The sequence below is a fragment of the Actinomycetospora soli genome (assembly GCF_021026295.1).
In the GTDB taxonomy this organism is placed as follows: domain Bacteria; phylum Actinomycetota; class Actinomycetes; order Mycobacteriales; family Pseudonocardiaceae; genus Actinomycetospora; species Actinomycetospora soli.
Window position 1 is genome coordinate 363,132 of sequence record NZ_JAJNDA010000003.1, and the last position, 13,270, is coordinate 376,401.

Genomic DNA, 13,270 nt, shown 5'->3' on the forward strand with positions numbered 1-13,270 from the left:
ATCGATACCGCGGACGAGCGGTGCCGAGACATGAACGGGGGCGCAGCGTGTCGGGGCAGGGACGCCGGGTGAGCCGTCGACGGCTCCTGCTCGGTGGTGGAGCGGTGGTCGGCGCCGGTGCGCTGGCCGCCGGCGCGGCGAGCCTCGCGGGGGTCGTCGAGACGCCAGCGCCGATCCCGCAGCGCGTCCCCGCCGTCCCGCGGCCCCCGCGCACGCCCGACGCCGCCACGACCGTCGAGTGGGTCACCTCGAGGGCACGGAACCGCTCGGTGCGCCTCGTCATCTCCTCCCCCGCGGGCGTCGACCGGCGGCGGCTGCCCGTCGCGGTCGGCCTGCACGGGCTCGGCGGCAACGCGCTCTGGTGGGGCGACCCCGGCATGCGTCGCGCCCTGGGCATCGCCTGGGCGTCCGGGGTGCCGCCGTTCGCGATCGCCGCCCTCGACGGCGGGGACAACTACTGGCACCCGTTCCGCGTCGGCGACGACCCGATGCGGATGCTGCTCGAGGAACTGCCGGCCTGGCTCGGGCAGCGCGGGATGTCGGGCGTGCCCGCCCTCGCCACCGGGGTCTCGATGGGCGGCGCCGGGTCGCTCATGTACGCGCGGGCCCGCGCCCGGATGCAGGCGCCGGTGAAAGCGGTCGCCGCGATGTCGCCGGGCCTGTTCACCGACTGGGCCGTCGCCGCGCGGCGGCCGTTCGCGGGCGTCGCCGACTGGGAGGCGAACGACCCGCTGCGCTTCTACCCGGAACTTGCCGGCACCCCGACCGGCATGTGGTGCGGCGACCGGGACTCGTTCGCCGACGCCGTCCGGCGCTACATCGCGCTGGCCCGTCCGCAGTACTCGCGGATCAGCCCCGGGGCGCACACCGGCTCGTACTACGCGACGATCCTGCCGCAGGTCATCGCGTTCCTGGGCCAGCACGTCGCGCCCTCGACCCTGCCGTTCGGCCCCGTCTCGTCGAACTCGGCCTACCCGCACCTGTAGCGCCCGACCGCCCGGCGCCGAGGTGCACACCAGGCAGGTTCCGGTGCCCTCCGGCATGCGTGGCTGACCACTGGCGCGAGCGGGCCCGGACCCGCCGCTCCCCGAGTGGTACACAGCGCAGGAATCCGGGGCCACGAACCTGCGTGGTGTACCAGTCGCGGAAGTGAGCCCGAGAACACGAACGGGCCGTCCGTCACCGACGAGCGTGACGGACGGCCCGTTCGTGGGCGTCGAGGATCAGGCCGACTTGTCGCGGCGCTCCCGGCGGGCCGGCTGACGGGGGACGATCGTCGGGTTGACGTTCTCCTTCACCGTCTGCTCGGTGACGACCACCTTCGCCACGTCGTCGCGGCTCGGGATGTCGTACATGACCGGGTTGAGGACCTCTTCCATGATCGCCCGCAGACCACGCGCGCCGGTACCGCGCAGGATGGCCTGGTCGGCGATCGCCTCGAGGGCCTCGGGATTGAACTCGAGCTCGACCCCGTCCATCTCGAACAGCTTCTGGTACTGCTTCACCAGCGCGTTGCGCGGCTCGGTGAGGATCTGCACCAGGCTGGGCTTGTCGAGGTTCGACACCGACGCCATCACCGGCACGCGACCGATGAACTCGGGGATCAGACCGAACTTGATGAGGTCCTCGGGCATGGTGTCGGCGAACGACTCGGCGGACTCCATCTCGGCCTTCGACCGGATGTCCGCCCCGAAGCCGAGGCCGCCGCGGCCGACCCGCTCGGCGATGATCTTCTCGAGACCGGCGAACGCCCCCGCCACGATGAACAGCACGTTCGTCGTGTCGATCTGGATGAACTCCTGGTGCGGGTGCTTGCGCCCGCCCTGCGGGGGCACGCTCGCCGTGGTGCCCTCGAGGATCTTCAGGAGCGCCTGCTGCACGCCCTCGCCGGAGACGTCGCGCGTGATCGACGGGTTCTCCGACTTCCGCGCGATCTTGTCGACCTCGTCGATGTAGATGATGCCGGTCTCGGCCCGCTTGACGTCGTAGTCCGCGGCCTGGATCAGCTTCAGCAGGATGTTCTCGACGTCCTCGCCCACGTAGCCGGCCTCGGTCAGCGCCGTGGCGTCGGCGATCGCGAACGGCACGTTCAGCAGCTTCGCGAGCGTCTGCGCGAGGTAGGTCTTGCCGCAGCCCGTGGGGCCGAGCATGAGGATGTTCGACTTCGCCAGCTCGACGGTGTCGTCGTTGCGGGAGTTCTCCCGGTTCTTCTCCCCCGCCTGCACCCGCTTGTAGTGGTTGTAGACGGCGACCGAGAGCGTCTTCTTCGTGTCGTCCTGACCGATGACGTACTGGTCGAGGAACTCGTGGATCTCGGTGGGCTTCGGGAGCTCGTCGAGCTTGACCTCACCGGCCTCGGCGAGCTCCTCCTCGATGATCTCGTTGCAGAGGTCGATGCACTCGTCGCAGATGTACACGCCGGGACCGGCGATGAGCTTCTTGACCTGCTTCTGGCTCTTCCCGCAGAACGAGCACTTCAGCAGGTCCCCGCCGTCACCGATGCGTGCCATCGCAGCAGACCCCGTGTCCCATCCGGCGCACCCGGACGGTGCGCGCTGTCGTGATTGACCGTACCCGTCCACTCCGCCACGGCGGGAGGCTTCGGGGTGCGGCGATCCTGCTGGTCGAGTGCGCGGGACGGGCGGCGACGCGCCGTCCCGGCCGGGCGACGCGGTGGGCGGTCCGTCGGGACCACCCACCGCGGAGCGCTACCGGTTCGCCGAGAGCTTCCGGCTCGCGACGACGTCGTCGATGATCCCGTACTCCTTGGCCTCGTCGGCCGTCAGGATCTTGTCGCGCTCGATGTCCGCGCGAACCTGCTCCGCGGTGCGGTTGGTGTGGTTCGCGAGGGTGGTCTCGAGCAGCCGGCGCATGCGGGTGATCTCGTTGGCCTGGATCTCCAGGTCGGAGGCCTGCCCGTAGAAGCCCTCGGTGGCCGGCTGGTGGATCATGACGCGCGCGTTCGGCACGGCCAGGCGCTTGCCCGGGGCACCGGCGGCGAGCACGACCGCCGCGGCCGACGCGGCCTGCCCGAGGCAGACCGTGGCGATGTCGGGCCGGACGTACTGCATGGTGTCGTAGATCGCCATGAGCGCGGTGAACGATCCGCCCGGCGAGTTGATGTACATGGTGATGTCGCGGTCCGGGTCGTTGGACTCCAGGAACAGCAACTGCGCCATGACGTCGTTCGCGGACGCGTCGTCGATCTGCACCCCGAGGAAGATGATGCGTTCCTCGAAGAGCTTGTTGTAGGGGTTGGACTCCTTGACGCCGTAGCTCGTCCGCTCGACGAACGACGGGAGGATGTAGCGGGCCTCCGGCGACGCCGAGGCACGCCCACCCGGAACGTGAAGCTCACTCATGGTGCGTCTCCTCAGGCGCTGGTGCCGTTGCCGTTCGAGCCCGCGTCGCTCGCCCGGGTGACCACGTGGTCGATGAAGCCGTACTCCTTGGCCTCGTACGGGTCGAACCAGCGGTCACGGTCGGAGTCGGCGGTGATCTGCTCGAAGGTCTGCCCGGTGTGCTCCGCGATCAGCTCGGCGAGCTGACGCTTGAGCTTGCGCAGCGACTCCGCACGGATCGTGATGTCGGTTTCCGTGCCGCCGAGGCCACCCGACGGCTGGTGCATCATGATCTGCGCGTGCGGGAGCGCGAAGCGCTTGCCCGGGGCACCGGCCGAGAGCAGGAACTGCCCCATGGAGGCCGCGAGGCCCATGGCCACGGTGGACACGTCGGGCTCGATCCACTGCATGGTGTCGTAGATCGCCATGCCCGCGGAGACCGAGCCGCCCGGCGAGTTGATGTACAGGCGGATGTCGGACTTGGGGTCCTCCGCCGACAGCAGGAGGAGCTGTGCGGAGATCTGGTTCGCGATCGCGTCGTTGACCTCCTGGCCGAGAACGACGATGCGCTCCCGGAGAAGGCGCTCGTAGACCGAGTCGTTGAGCGTCATCGACCCGCCGGCGGAACGCATGACCGCCCCGGACGGGTCGGAGAGGTGCTGGCTCACCTGTCCCTGCTTTCCTTGGGTTTGGGGTACTTGACGCAGCGCTGCCACCGACCCTAACGATCGAGAGGTCCCCGATCGTCCGTCACGGGCCCGTGTTCGCTGTGGGCACACGGACCCGCGACGACCGTGGTGTCAGCTCTTCGCGGGAGCGCCCTCGACGACCGCGTCCTCGTCCTGGTCGGACCCCGACGCGGCGGTGGCGGTCTCGTCGGCCACCTCGGCGGCGTCGGCGGCCTCGTCGCCCTCCTCGGGCGTCGACGTGCCGAACAGCTCCGAGAGGTCGACCGGCTCGCCGTCCGGGCCGAGCACGGTGGCGGCCTGGACCACGGAGGCCAGGGCCTTGCCGCGGCGCACGTCGGCGAAGATCGCGCCGAGCTGGTTGGCCTGCTGCGCCTGCTGGATGTACTGCTCGGGGCTGATGCCGAAGCGCTGGGCCTGCATGAAGATGCGCTCCATCAGCTCCTGCTGGTCGACCTGGATCTCGCCCTTCTCGGCGACCTCGTCCAGCAGCAGCTGCGTCCGCACGGCCTGCTCGGCCGCGGTGCGCAGCTCGGCGTCGAACTCCTCCCGGGTCTGCCCCTGGGACTCGACGTAGGCGGTGAGCTTGTCCTCGTCGTGGTCGAACTCGTGGACCGCCTCGTGCGCGCGGACCTCGACCTCGGAGGTGACGACGCCCTCGGGCGCCGGGATGTCGGCCGCCTCGAGCAGCGCCTCGAGCACCTTGTCCCGCGCCTGCCCGGCCTGCTCCATCTTCTTGACGCGGCCGTGGCGCTCGCGCAGGTCGGCCTTCAGCTCGTCGAGCGTGTCGAACTCGCTGGCGAGCTGGGCGAACTCGTCGTCGGCCTCGGGGAGCTGGCGCTCCTTGACCTGGGACACCGTGACGGTGACCTCGGCCTCCTCCCCGGCGTGGTCGCCGGCGACGAGCTTCGTCGTGAAGGTCTTGGTGTCCCCGGCGGACATGCCCTCGAGCGCGTCGTCGAGGCCCTCGATGAGCTGACCGGACCCGACCTGGTGGCTCATCCCGGAGGTCTGCGCCTCCTCGACGGCCTCGCCGTTCACGGTCGCGGCGAGGTCGATCACCACGAAGTCGTCCTTCGCGGCGGGGCGCTGGACGCCGGTGAGCGTGCCGAAGCGGGCCTGCAGGCCCTTCAGCTGGTCGTCCACGTCCTCGTCGGTGACCTCGGCGGCGTCGACCGACACCGAGATCGTCGAGAAGTCCGGCAGGGTGATCTCGGGCCGGACGTCGACCTCGGCGGTGAAGGCGATCTTGTCGCCGTCGTCGATCGAGGTGACCTCGATCTCCGGCTGCCCCAGCGGGTTGAGCTCCGCCTCGCCGACGGCCTCGCCGTACTTCTGCGGGACGGCCGTGTTCACGACCTCCTCGAGCACGACGCCGCGGCCGAGCCGCTGGTCGAGGATGCGGGCGGGAGCCTTGCCCGGGCGGAAGCCGGGCACGCGGACCTGCTGGGCGATCTTCTTGTACGCCTGGTCGAAGGTCGGCTTGAGCTCGTCGAACGGCACCTCGACGGCGAGACGGACGCGCGTCGGCGACAGGTGCTCGACGGTGGACTTCACAGCTCGTTCTCCTCCGGGCGGGACTTCTGAGATCGCGACCCGGGGGCGTACGACGGTGACCCGTACGGGCCTCGACGTCGACACCCGCCCGGGCGTTGTCCGCGAGTCTAGACGTGCCCCCCGACATCGCGGGGTGGCGGCCCTGACCAGCGCCGATGTCACCGCGCACGCGCGCGACGACCGATAGGGTGGCGCGGTGACCGAGTTCGCCCTGGGCCTGGCCGCGCTCGGCCGACCGACCTACGTCAACGTCGGTCGCGACGGGGTGCACCGCAGCGTCGACGAGCTGCGGGCGCTCGCGCACGCCACCCTCGACGCCGCGTGGGCGGCCGGGGTCCGGCGGGTCGACGCCGCGCGGTCCTACGGGCGCGCGGAGGAGTTCCTCGCCGGGTGGCTCGCGACCGACGCCGCCCGCCGTCGGGACTGCGTGGTCTCGAGCAAGTGGGGCTACCGCTACACCGCGGGCTGGGACCCGGACGCCAAGGTCCACGAGGTGAAGGAGCACACGCTCGCCCACCTCCGCTCCCAGTGGGCCGAGACCCGCGCGGTGCTCGGCGTCCCCGACCTCTACCAGGTGCACTCGCTCACCACGGACTCCCCGCTGTTCGACGACGGGCCGTTGCAGGCGGCGCTGGCCGAACTGCGCGACGACGGGGTCCGCCTCGGGTTCTCGACGTCGGGTCCGGACCAGCCGGACGCGGTCCGGCGCGGCCTGGCCCTCGAGGTGGGCGGCGCTCCCCTGTTCACCGCCGTGCAGTCGACGTGGAACCTGCTCGAGACCTCGGTCGGCCCGGCCCTGGCCGATGCGCACGACGCGGGCGCGCTGGTGCTCGTGAAGGAGGGCGTCGCGAACGGCCGGCTGGTGGTCGACCCGCCGGCGCCGCTCGGGCGGGTCGCCGCGACGCACGGCGTGGGCGCGGACGCGGTGGCGCTGGCCGCGATCGCCGCGCAGCCGTGGGCCGACGTCGTGCTGTGCGGGGCGGCCGGTCCCGGGCAGCTGCGGTCCAACCTCGCGCCGGTGTCGCTCACCGACGACGACCTCGCCGCCCTGGACGCGCTCGCGACGCCCGCCGGGGAGTACTGGACCGCGCGGCGCGCGATGGCCTGGGTCTGACCCCCGTCGGTCGCACACGGATCTCCTCTGCGACCGTCGGGGCCGCAACGGAGTCGTCCCCGGGAGAGGTGACATCGCGATGGGCAGGTTGCGACGGGCCGGACACGCGGTCGAGCGGGTGCTGACCGTGTTCGACGCGCTGGCGGGCTACGGCACGAAGCGCCGGCGGCCGGCGAGGCGCCGCTGAGCCACGGGCCGGGCGGGGCACACCCCGCCCGGTCCCCCGAGATCCCGGCGTCGATGTCGGTGGAGTCGGGCACACTCCCGGCGACCACGTGATCACCGGGGAGGGACCGACGGTGCCCGGCATCGGCTCGTACGACTTCAGGAACACCTACCGGCACGGGTTCGCGCGCGTCGCCGCCGCCACGCTGCGCACGTCGCTCGCCGACCCGCCCGCGAACGCCGAGGCGGTCGTCGCGATGGCCCGGACCTGTCACGACGACGGGGCGGCGCTGGTCGTCTTCCCGGAGCTGACGCTCTCCGGGTACTCGATCGAGGACCTGCTGCTGCAGGACACGCTGCTCGACGCGGTCGAGGACGCACTCGCGACGGTGGCCGAGCGGACCGCGGAGCTCGCCCCGGTGCTCGTCGTCGGCGCCCCGCTGCGCCACCGGCACCGGATGTACAACTGCGCGGTCGTGCTGCACCGCAGCCGCGTGCTCGGCGTCGCCCCCAAGTCCTTCCTGCCGACCTACCGCGAGTTCTACGAGCGTCGCCAGGCCGCCGCGGGCGACGACCAGCGCGGCACGATCCGGCTGCTCGGCGCCGACGTGCCCTTCGGGCCGGATCTGCTCTTCGCGGCGACCGACGTGCCGGGGTTCGTGCTGCACGCGGAGATCTGCGAGGACATGTTCGTCCCGGTGCCGCCGAGCGCCGAGGCCGCCCTCGCGGGCGCCACGGTGCTCGCGAACCTCAGCGGCAGCCCCATCACCGTCGGTCGCGCGGACGACCGTCAGCTGCTCGCCCGGTCCGCGTCCGCGCGGTGCGCCGCCGCGTACGTCTACGCCGCGGCGGGCGAGGGCGAGTCGACCACCGACCTCGCCTGGGACGGGCAGACCTCGATCCACGAGTTCGGGCGGCTGCTCGCCGAGACGCAGCGCTTCCCGCAGGGGCAGCAGCACGCGGTCGCCGACGTCGACCTCGACCTGCTGCGCTCCGAGCGCCTGCGCACGGGCACGTTCGACGACAACCGCCGCGCGCACGCGGACCGCCTCGCCGACTGGCGCACCGTCGAGTTCGCCCTCGAGCCCCGCGACGGCGACCTCGGCCTGCGGCGCGAGGTCGAGCGCTTCCCGTTCGTGCCCGCCGACCCGTCCCGGCTCGAGCAGGACTGCTACGAGGCCTACTCGATCCAGGTCTCCGGGCTCGAGCAGCGGCTGCGCGCGATCGGCGAGCCGAAGATCGTGATCGGCGTGTCCGGCGGGCTGGACTCGACCCACGCCCTGATCGTGGCCGCCCGCGCCCTCGACCGCGCCGGCCGGCCGCGCAGCGACATCCTCGCCTTCACGCTGCCCGGCTTCGCCACGGGCGAGCGCACGAAGGGCAACGCGCAGCGGCTGTGCGAGGCCCTGGGCGTCACGTTCGCCGAGATCGACATCACCGAGACCGCGCGGCTGATGCTCCGCAACCTCGACCACCCGTTCTCGCAGGGCGAGCCGGTCTACGACGTGACCTTCGAGAACGTGCAGGCCGGGCTGCGCACCGACTACCTGTTCCGGGCGGCCAACCAGCGCGGCGGCATCGTGCTCGGCACCGGGGACCTCTCCGAGATCGCGCTGGGATGGTCGACCTACGGCGTCGGCGACCAGATGTCGCACTACAACGTCAACGGCGGCGTGCCGAAGACGCTGATGCAGCACCTCATCCGGTGGGTGATCTCCTCGGGCCAGTTCTCCGACGAGGTCGGCGAGGTGCTGGCGTCGGTGCTCGACACCGAGATCACCCCCGAGCTGGTGCCCGCCACCGAGGACGCCCCGGTGCAGTCGAGCGAGCAGAAGATCGGCCCGTACAACCTGCAGGACTTCACGCTCTTCCAGATCCTGCGGCACGGGTCGCGGCCCTCGAAGGTCGCCTTCCTCGCCTGGCACGCCTGGCACGACGCCGCGCTCGGCGACTGGCCCGCCGGGTTCCCCGACGACGACCGCGTGGCCTACGACCTGCCCGAGATCCGCCACTGGCTCGAGGTCTTCGCGCAGCGCTTCTTCCAGTTCGCGCAGTTCAAGCGCTCCGCGGTGCCGAACGGTCCGAAGGTCTCCGCGGGCGGCGCACTCTCGCCGCGCGGCGACTGGCGCGCCCCCTCGGACTCGTCGGCCCGCATCTGGTCGGACGAGATCGCCCGGGAGGTCCCCGAGAACTGGCCCGGCTGAACCCGACTTTCGTCGGTGCCGCCGCCGACGGTCGGGGGCGGTGCGGAGGGGCCGGGGCCGGCCAGGCTCGACGGCATGACCGCAGAGCAGATCCCGCCCCGGACCGCCGCCGCGGCGTCACACGCCCCCGGCACCGACGTGGTCGGTCGCCGCATCGTCGGACTGATCGTCGACGTCGCCGTGCTCGGCGCCGTCGGCTACGTCCTCACGCAGGTGCTCGAGGCGGTGTTCACCGACCCGGCCTACGGCGGCATGTCCCCGGCCGGCCGCATCCTCGCGATCGTGCTGGGCATCGCGTTCTGGCTCGCGGCCTTCGTCGCGGTCCCGACGGCCACGGGCGGCAGCACCCTCGGGATGCGCCTCGCCGGCGTCCGGGCGGTCCGCGCCGTCGACGGCGGCGCCCCGAGCGCGGTGGCGCACCTCCTGCGGATGATCTGCCTGATCGTCGACGGCGCCGTGTCCGGTCTGGTCGGATTCGTCATCATCCTGAACTCGAGGAACCGCCGCCGCCTCGGTGACATGGTCGCCGGGACCCTGGTCGTCCGGAGCTGACCATGACCACCGACCCGACCGTGCCCCGGCAGCGCCCGCCGCGGGCCGACGAGCCGTCCACGATCACCACGCCGGGCACGCGCATCGAGTCGCTCGACGTGCTCCGCGGTGTCGCCCTCTGCGGGATCCTGGTGATCAACGTCTACCAGCAGCTGGTGTGGCTGCGCGGCGACCCCTCGGCGCGAGGCGTGTACCCCGTCGCGATCGACCTGATCTTCTACGAGCGGTTCCTGCCGATCTTCGCGCTGCTCTTCGGCGTCGGGTTCGGACTGTTCCTCGAGCGCGCTGCCCGCCGAACCGGCCGGCCGCGGGTGGTCCTCACCCGCCGGCTCGCGGTGCTGCTCGTCATCGGTGGTGTCCACCAGTTCTTCCACATCGGGGAGGCCCTCTTCCCCTACGCCCTGGTCGGGCTGGTGGTCCTGATCCCGCTGTCGTTCCTGTCGCCGCGGGCGTGCCTCGGCGCCGGGATCGTCCTGCTCGTCCTCCTCCCCCAGGTCCAGACCAGCTACGGCATGGTCGTCGGACTGCTGGCCGTCGGGTTCGGCCTGGCCCGGGTGGGGGCGCCGGAGGGCCTGGCGCGCCATCCGGGGCGGATCGCCGTCGCGTTCGTGATCAGCGCTGTCGTCGTGGGCGCCTGGACCGCCGCGAAGGTCGCCGGGGTCGCCCTGCCCGCGGTCAGCGTCCTCGGGGGCGCTCTCGGCGGGAACCTCCTGCAGGCCGCGGCCGCCGTGGCCGGCGCGATCGCGTACTCCTGCCTGGTGCTGCTCCTGCTGCGCACGCCCGTCGGCCCCGCGCTCGACGCCGTCTTCGCGCCGCTGGGACGCATGGCGTTGACGAACTACCTGTCCGCCACGGTCCTGTTCCTCGTCCTCGGACCGCTGCTGGGCATCGACTCCCTCGCCGACGCCCCGGCCATCGCCGGGCTGACGCTGGGCATCCTCGTCGTGCAGGTCGTCTGGAGCCGCCTCTGGCTGCGACGATTCGCCTACGGCCCGGTGGAGTGGGGGTGGCGGTGCCTGACCTGGGGACGGCGTGCGCCGCTGCGACGCGGGGCGTGAAGCCCGCCGACGTGGCCGTCGCGCTGGCGTTCGGACTCTGGAGCGTCGGCCTCGTCGTCCTGTTCCCCCCGCCCCGGCACCCGCTCGTGCCGTGGTCGGACGCCCTCGCGCTCGTCCTGACCGCCGTGCTGACGGTGGTGCTGGTGTTCCGCCGGGCCCGCCCGATGCTCGTCGCGGTCCTGACGGCGGGTCTCACGCTCGTCCTCACCGGGAACTGGTTCGTCTACGGCGCGATCTACGCCGCCGGCGCGCACCTGCACCGCCGGGCGCACCTGTGGTGGGTGGTGCCGATGCTGTTCGGCGCCTCCTTCGTCAGCGAGCAGGGGTGGATCGGGTTCCGCGTCAACGACCACGCGTTCCTGCTGTTCGCCTCGGTCCTCGTCGCCCTGGCCGGGCTGTACGTCGGCACGCGCCGGGAACTGATTGCGGCCGCGCACGAGCGCGCCGACCGCGCCGAGGAGACCGCCCGCGCCGAGGAGCGGGCCCGGCTCGCCGCCGAGATGCACGACGTCGTCACCCACCGGGTCAACCTCATGGTCCTGCAGGCCGGCGCGCTGCAGGCCACGACGACCGACCCCGTCGTCGGGCGGGCGGCCGAGGACCTGCGGCGCTCCGGGCGGGTGGCGCTGGCCGAGCTGCGCGACCTCGTCGGGGTCCTGCGCTCCGGCGGGCCGGCGACGTCGGGCTCCCCCACCGCGCCCGCGCAGGTCGACCACGACGCGGTCCGCACGCTCGTCGAGGAGTCCCGCGCGGTCGGGCTCGACGTCACCTGCACCGAGCACGGCGACCCGTCGTCGCTGACCCCCACCGTGGCGCGCACGCTGGTCCGGGTCGTGCAGGAGGCGCTGAGCAACGCGCGCAAGCACGCCCGGGGCGCGCGGGTGACGGTCGAGGTCTCCTACGACGACGGCGCGCGGGTGGCGGTGGTCGACGCCGGCGGGGAGCCCGACCCGGAGCTCGCGACGTCGGGCGGCGGCGCGGGGCTGGACGGGTTGCGACGCCGGGTCGCGATGGTCGGCGGCACGCTGCAGGCCGGTCCCGAGGCGTCCGGGTTCGCCGTGCGGGCCCGGCTCCCGGCCTACGTCCCGACCGGGGCGTGAGACGCTCCCGGACGTGCCGGTCCGGGTCCTCGTCGTCGATGACGAGCCGATGGTGTGCGCCCACCTGCGCACGATCCTCGACGCGTCGGACGAGATCGAGGTGGTGGGCACCGCCGCCGACGGCGCGGAGGCCGTGGACGAGGCGGTCCGGCACCGACCCGACGTCGTGCTGCTGGACCTGCGGATGCCCGGCGTCGACGGGTTCGCCGCGTTGCCGGAGCTCGTCGCGGCACGGGCGGCGGTGGTCGTCCTGACCACCTTCGACGCCGACGACGCCGTCCTGCGCGCGCTCGGTGCCGGCGCCTCGGGCTTCCTGCTCAAGTCGACCGAGCCGACCGACCTGGTGCGCCTCGTGCAGGTCGCCGCGGAGGGGCACTCGGTGCTCTCCCCCGAGGCGACCGCACGGCTGGTCCACGCCTCCGCCGCCCCGTCGCAGGCCCGTACCCGCGCGGCGGAGCGGCTGGCGGTGCTCTCCGAACGGGAGACCGAGGTGGTCGCGGCGATCGGGGCCGGGCTCTCGAACGCCGAGATCGGCGGCCGGCTCTTCCTGTCCGAGGCGACCGTCAAGGGCTACGTCTCGGCGGTGATGCGCAAGCTCGACTGCGACAACCGCACGCAGGTGGGGCTGCTCGCCTACGCCGCGGGCCTCACCGGGTAGGCCCCGCGGCGCAGGCGGTCGGCGGTGCTACTGGCGCTGGGCGAGGCCCTTGAGGCACCACGCGCCCTGCGCCTGGCCGAGCACGATCTCCGACGGCAGGGCCTGGCTCTGGCCCTGGAAGGTGAGCTCGAGGTCGACCGGCGTGCGGGCCTCGGTGTCGATCACCGTCGTGGTCGGGCCGGAGGGCCGGACGGAGCCGATGAGCTGCAGCACCTGCGGGGACAGCTGCGAAACGGAGTTGCCGTCGGGGCCCTTGCAGGAGACCTGCTCGAGGCCGGGCGCGTCCTTCGCCGCGAGGGCGGTGACGACCTGGTTCGCGGTGTCCTCGGGGTTCCCGGGGCCGCCGAGGTAGCCCGGGTAGACGAAGGCGCCGAGCAGCAGGGCGACGATCGCCCCCAGGACGAGACCACCCGCCGTCCCGAAGGCGAGGCCCTTGCGGAGCTCGCGCTTGTAGGCGCGGTCCTCGGCGTCGGCCCAGTCGTCGTCGGACCCCGTCGCGTCCTTCTCGGGCGCGCTGTGGCGGCCCTCGTCGGTCGCGTCCTCCCCGGTCGCGCCGTCGGTCGTCCCGCCGGGCAGCGTCGCGGCGGCCACGGTGTCGCCGGGCTGCGGCTCCCCGCCGTCGCCGTCCCCGGACGTCCCGACGGCGGGTGCGGTCGCGTCGTCGGCGTCGGTGCGCCCGGCGGGCGTGGTCTCCGACGTCGTCGAGGTGCGCTCGACCTCCGCGTCCGTCTCGCCGACGCTCGTGCGTCCCTCGGTCATCGCGGGTCCTGCTCCCCTGCTCGACGGTAGGCGGCACGGGCACGTGCCGTGACCCGACGATGCCTCATCGGCTCGC

The 13,270-nt window shown here is 72.8% G+C and carries 12 protein-coding genes; 7 read left to right on the top strand and 5 right to left on the bottom strand.

Features of this window, described 5'->3' with window-relative positions; genetic code table 11:
- Positions 1-68: 68 nt before the first annotated feature.
- On the top strand, positions 69-986 hold the full coding sequence (locus tag LN037_RS06575; protein ID WP_230750980.1) for an alpha/beta hydrolase: 918 nt from the start codon (positions 69-71) through the stop codon (positions 984-986).
- Between the two features lie 237 nt (positions 987-1,223).
- Here the strand turns inward: LN037_RS06575 and clpX are convergent, their stop codons facing one another.
- The 4 genes from clpX to tig all read right to left on the bottom strand — a co-directional run bounded on the left by clpX (position 1,224) and on the right by tig (position 5,584).
- The gene (gene clpX / locus LN037_RS06580) at positions 1,224-2,510 is read right to left on the bottom strand and encodes an ATP-dependent Clp protease ATP-binding subunit ClpX (RefSeq protein WP_230750982.1); all 1,287 of its coding nucleotides are present in this window, start codon (positions 2,508-2,510) and stop codon (positions 1,224-1,226) included.
- Between the two features lie 198 nt (positions 2,511-2,708).
- A complete protein-coding gene (locus LN037_RS06585) occupies positions 2,709-3,362 on the bottom strand; it encodes an ATP-dependent Clp protease proteolytic subunit (RefSeq protein ID WP_230750983.1) in 654 nt (217 codons plus the stop codon).
- An 11-nt stretch (positions 3,363-3,373) separates the two neighbouring features.
- The gene (locus LN037_RS06590) at positions 3,374-3,973 is read right to left on the bottom strand and encodes an ATP-dependent Clp protease proteolytic subunit (RefSeq protein WP_230751133.1); all 600 of its coding nucleotides are present in this window, start codon (positions 3,971-3,973) and stop codon (positions 3,374-3,376) included.
- A 168-nt stretch (positions 3,974-4,141) separates the two neighbouring features.
- Positions 4,142-5,584 carry a trigger factor gene (tig, locus tag LN037_RS06595; protein WP_230750986.1) on the bottom strand — a complete coding sequence of 481 codons (1,443 nt, stop codon included), beginning with the start codon at positions 5,582-5,584 and terminating at the stop codon, positions 4,142-4,144.
- 196 nt (positions 5,585-5,780) lie between these two features.
- On the opposite strand from tig, the gene LN037_RS06600 reads away from it, so the two are divergent.
- The 6 genes from LN037_RS06600 (at position 5,781) to LN037_RS06625 (ending at position 12,435) form a co-directional block, all read left to right on the top strand.
- Positions 5,781-6,698, top strand: a complete 918-nt coding sequence (locus tag LN037_RS06600) for an aldo/keto reductase (RefSeq protein WP_230750989.1) — start codon at positions 5,781-5,783, stop codon at positions 6,696-6,698.
- A 275-nt stretch (positions 6,699-6,973) separates the two neighbouring features.
- Positions 6,974-9,067: an NAD(+) synthase gene (locus LN037_RS06605; protein WP_230750991.1), complete on the top strand. Its 2,094-nt coding sequence runs from the start codon at positions 6,974-6,976 to the stop codon at positions 9,065-9,067.
- 75 nt (positions 9,068-9,142) lie between these two features.
- Entirely contained in the window at positions 9,143-9,619 is a 477-nt protein-coding gene (locus tag LN037_RS06610; protein WP_230750993.1) for an RDD family protein, read from the top strand.
- Between the two features lie 2 nt (positions 9,620-9,621).
- Complete coding sequence (locus LN037_RS06615; protein WP_230750995.1) at positions 9,622-10,677, top strand: DUF418 domain-containing protein; 1,056 nt, start codon at positions 9,622-9,624, stop codon at positions 10,675-10,677.
- Positions 10,626-11,777 (top strand): sensor histidine kinase, encoded by a 1,152-nt coding sequence (locus tag LN037_RS06620; protein WP_230750997.1) that lies wholly within the window; start codon positions 10,626-10,628, stop codon positions 11,775-11,777. Before LN037_RS06615 ends, LN037_RS06620 begins: the two co-directional genes overlap by 52 nt.
- A 13-nt stretch (positions 11,778-11,790) precedes the next feature.
- Positions 11,791-12,435, top strand: a complete 645-nt coding sequence (locus LN037_RS06625; RefSeq protein WP_308286115.1) for a response regulator — start codon at positions 11,791-11,793, stop codon at positions 12,433-12,435.
- A gap of 27 nt (positions 12,436-12,462) precedes the next feature.
- On the opposite strand, the gene LN037_RS06630 is transcribed toward LN037_RS06625, so the two are convergent.
- Entirely contained in the window at positions 12,463-13,194 is a 732-nt protein-coding gene (locus LN037_RS06630; RefSeq protein WP_230750999.1) for a hypothetical protein, read from the bottom strand.
- Positions 13,195-13,270 lie beyond the last annotated feature (76 nt).

What these genes read in the sequence shown, in the direction of transcription:
- clpX (WP_230750982.1), bottom strand. Translation starts at nt 2,510, where the DNA reads ATGGCACGCATCGGTGACGGCGGGGACCTGCTGAAGTGCTCGTTCTGC.
- LN037_RS06585 (WP_230750983.1), bottom strand. Translation starts at nt 3,362, where the DNA reads ATGAGTGAGCTTCACGTTCCGGGTGGGCGTGCCTCGGCGTCGCCGGAG.
- LN037_RS06590 (WP_230751133.1), bottom strand. Translation starts at nt 3,973, where the DNA reads ATGCGTTCCGCCGGCGGGTCGATGACGCTCAACGACTCGGTCTACGAG.
- LN037_RS06610 (WP_230750993.1), top strand. Translation starts at nt 9,143, where the DNA reads ATGACCGCAGAGCAGATCCCGCCCCGGACCGCCGCCGCGGCGTCACAC.
- LN037_RS06615 (WP_230750995.1), top strand. Translation starts at nt 9,622, where the DNA reads ATGACCACCGACCCGACCGTGCCCCGGCAGCGCCCGCCGCGGGCCGAC.
- LN037_RS06630 (WP_230750999.1), bottom strand. Translation starts at nt 13,194, where the DNA reads ATGACCGAGGGACGCACGAGCGTCGGCGAGACGGACGCGGAGGTCGAG.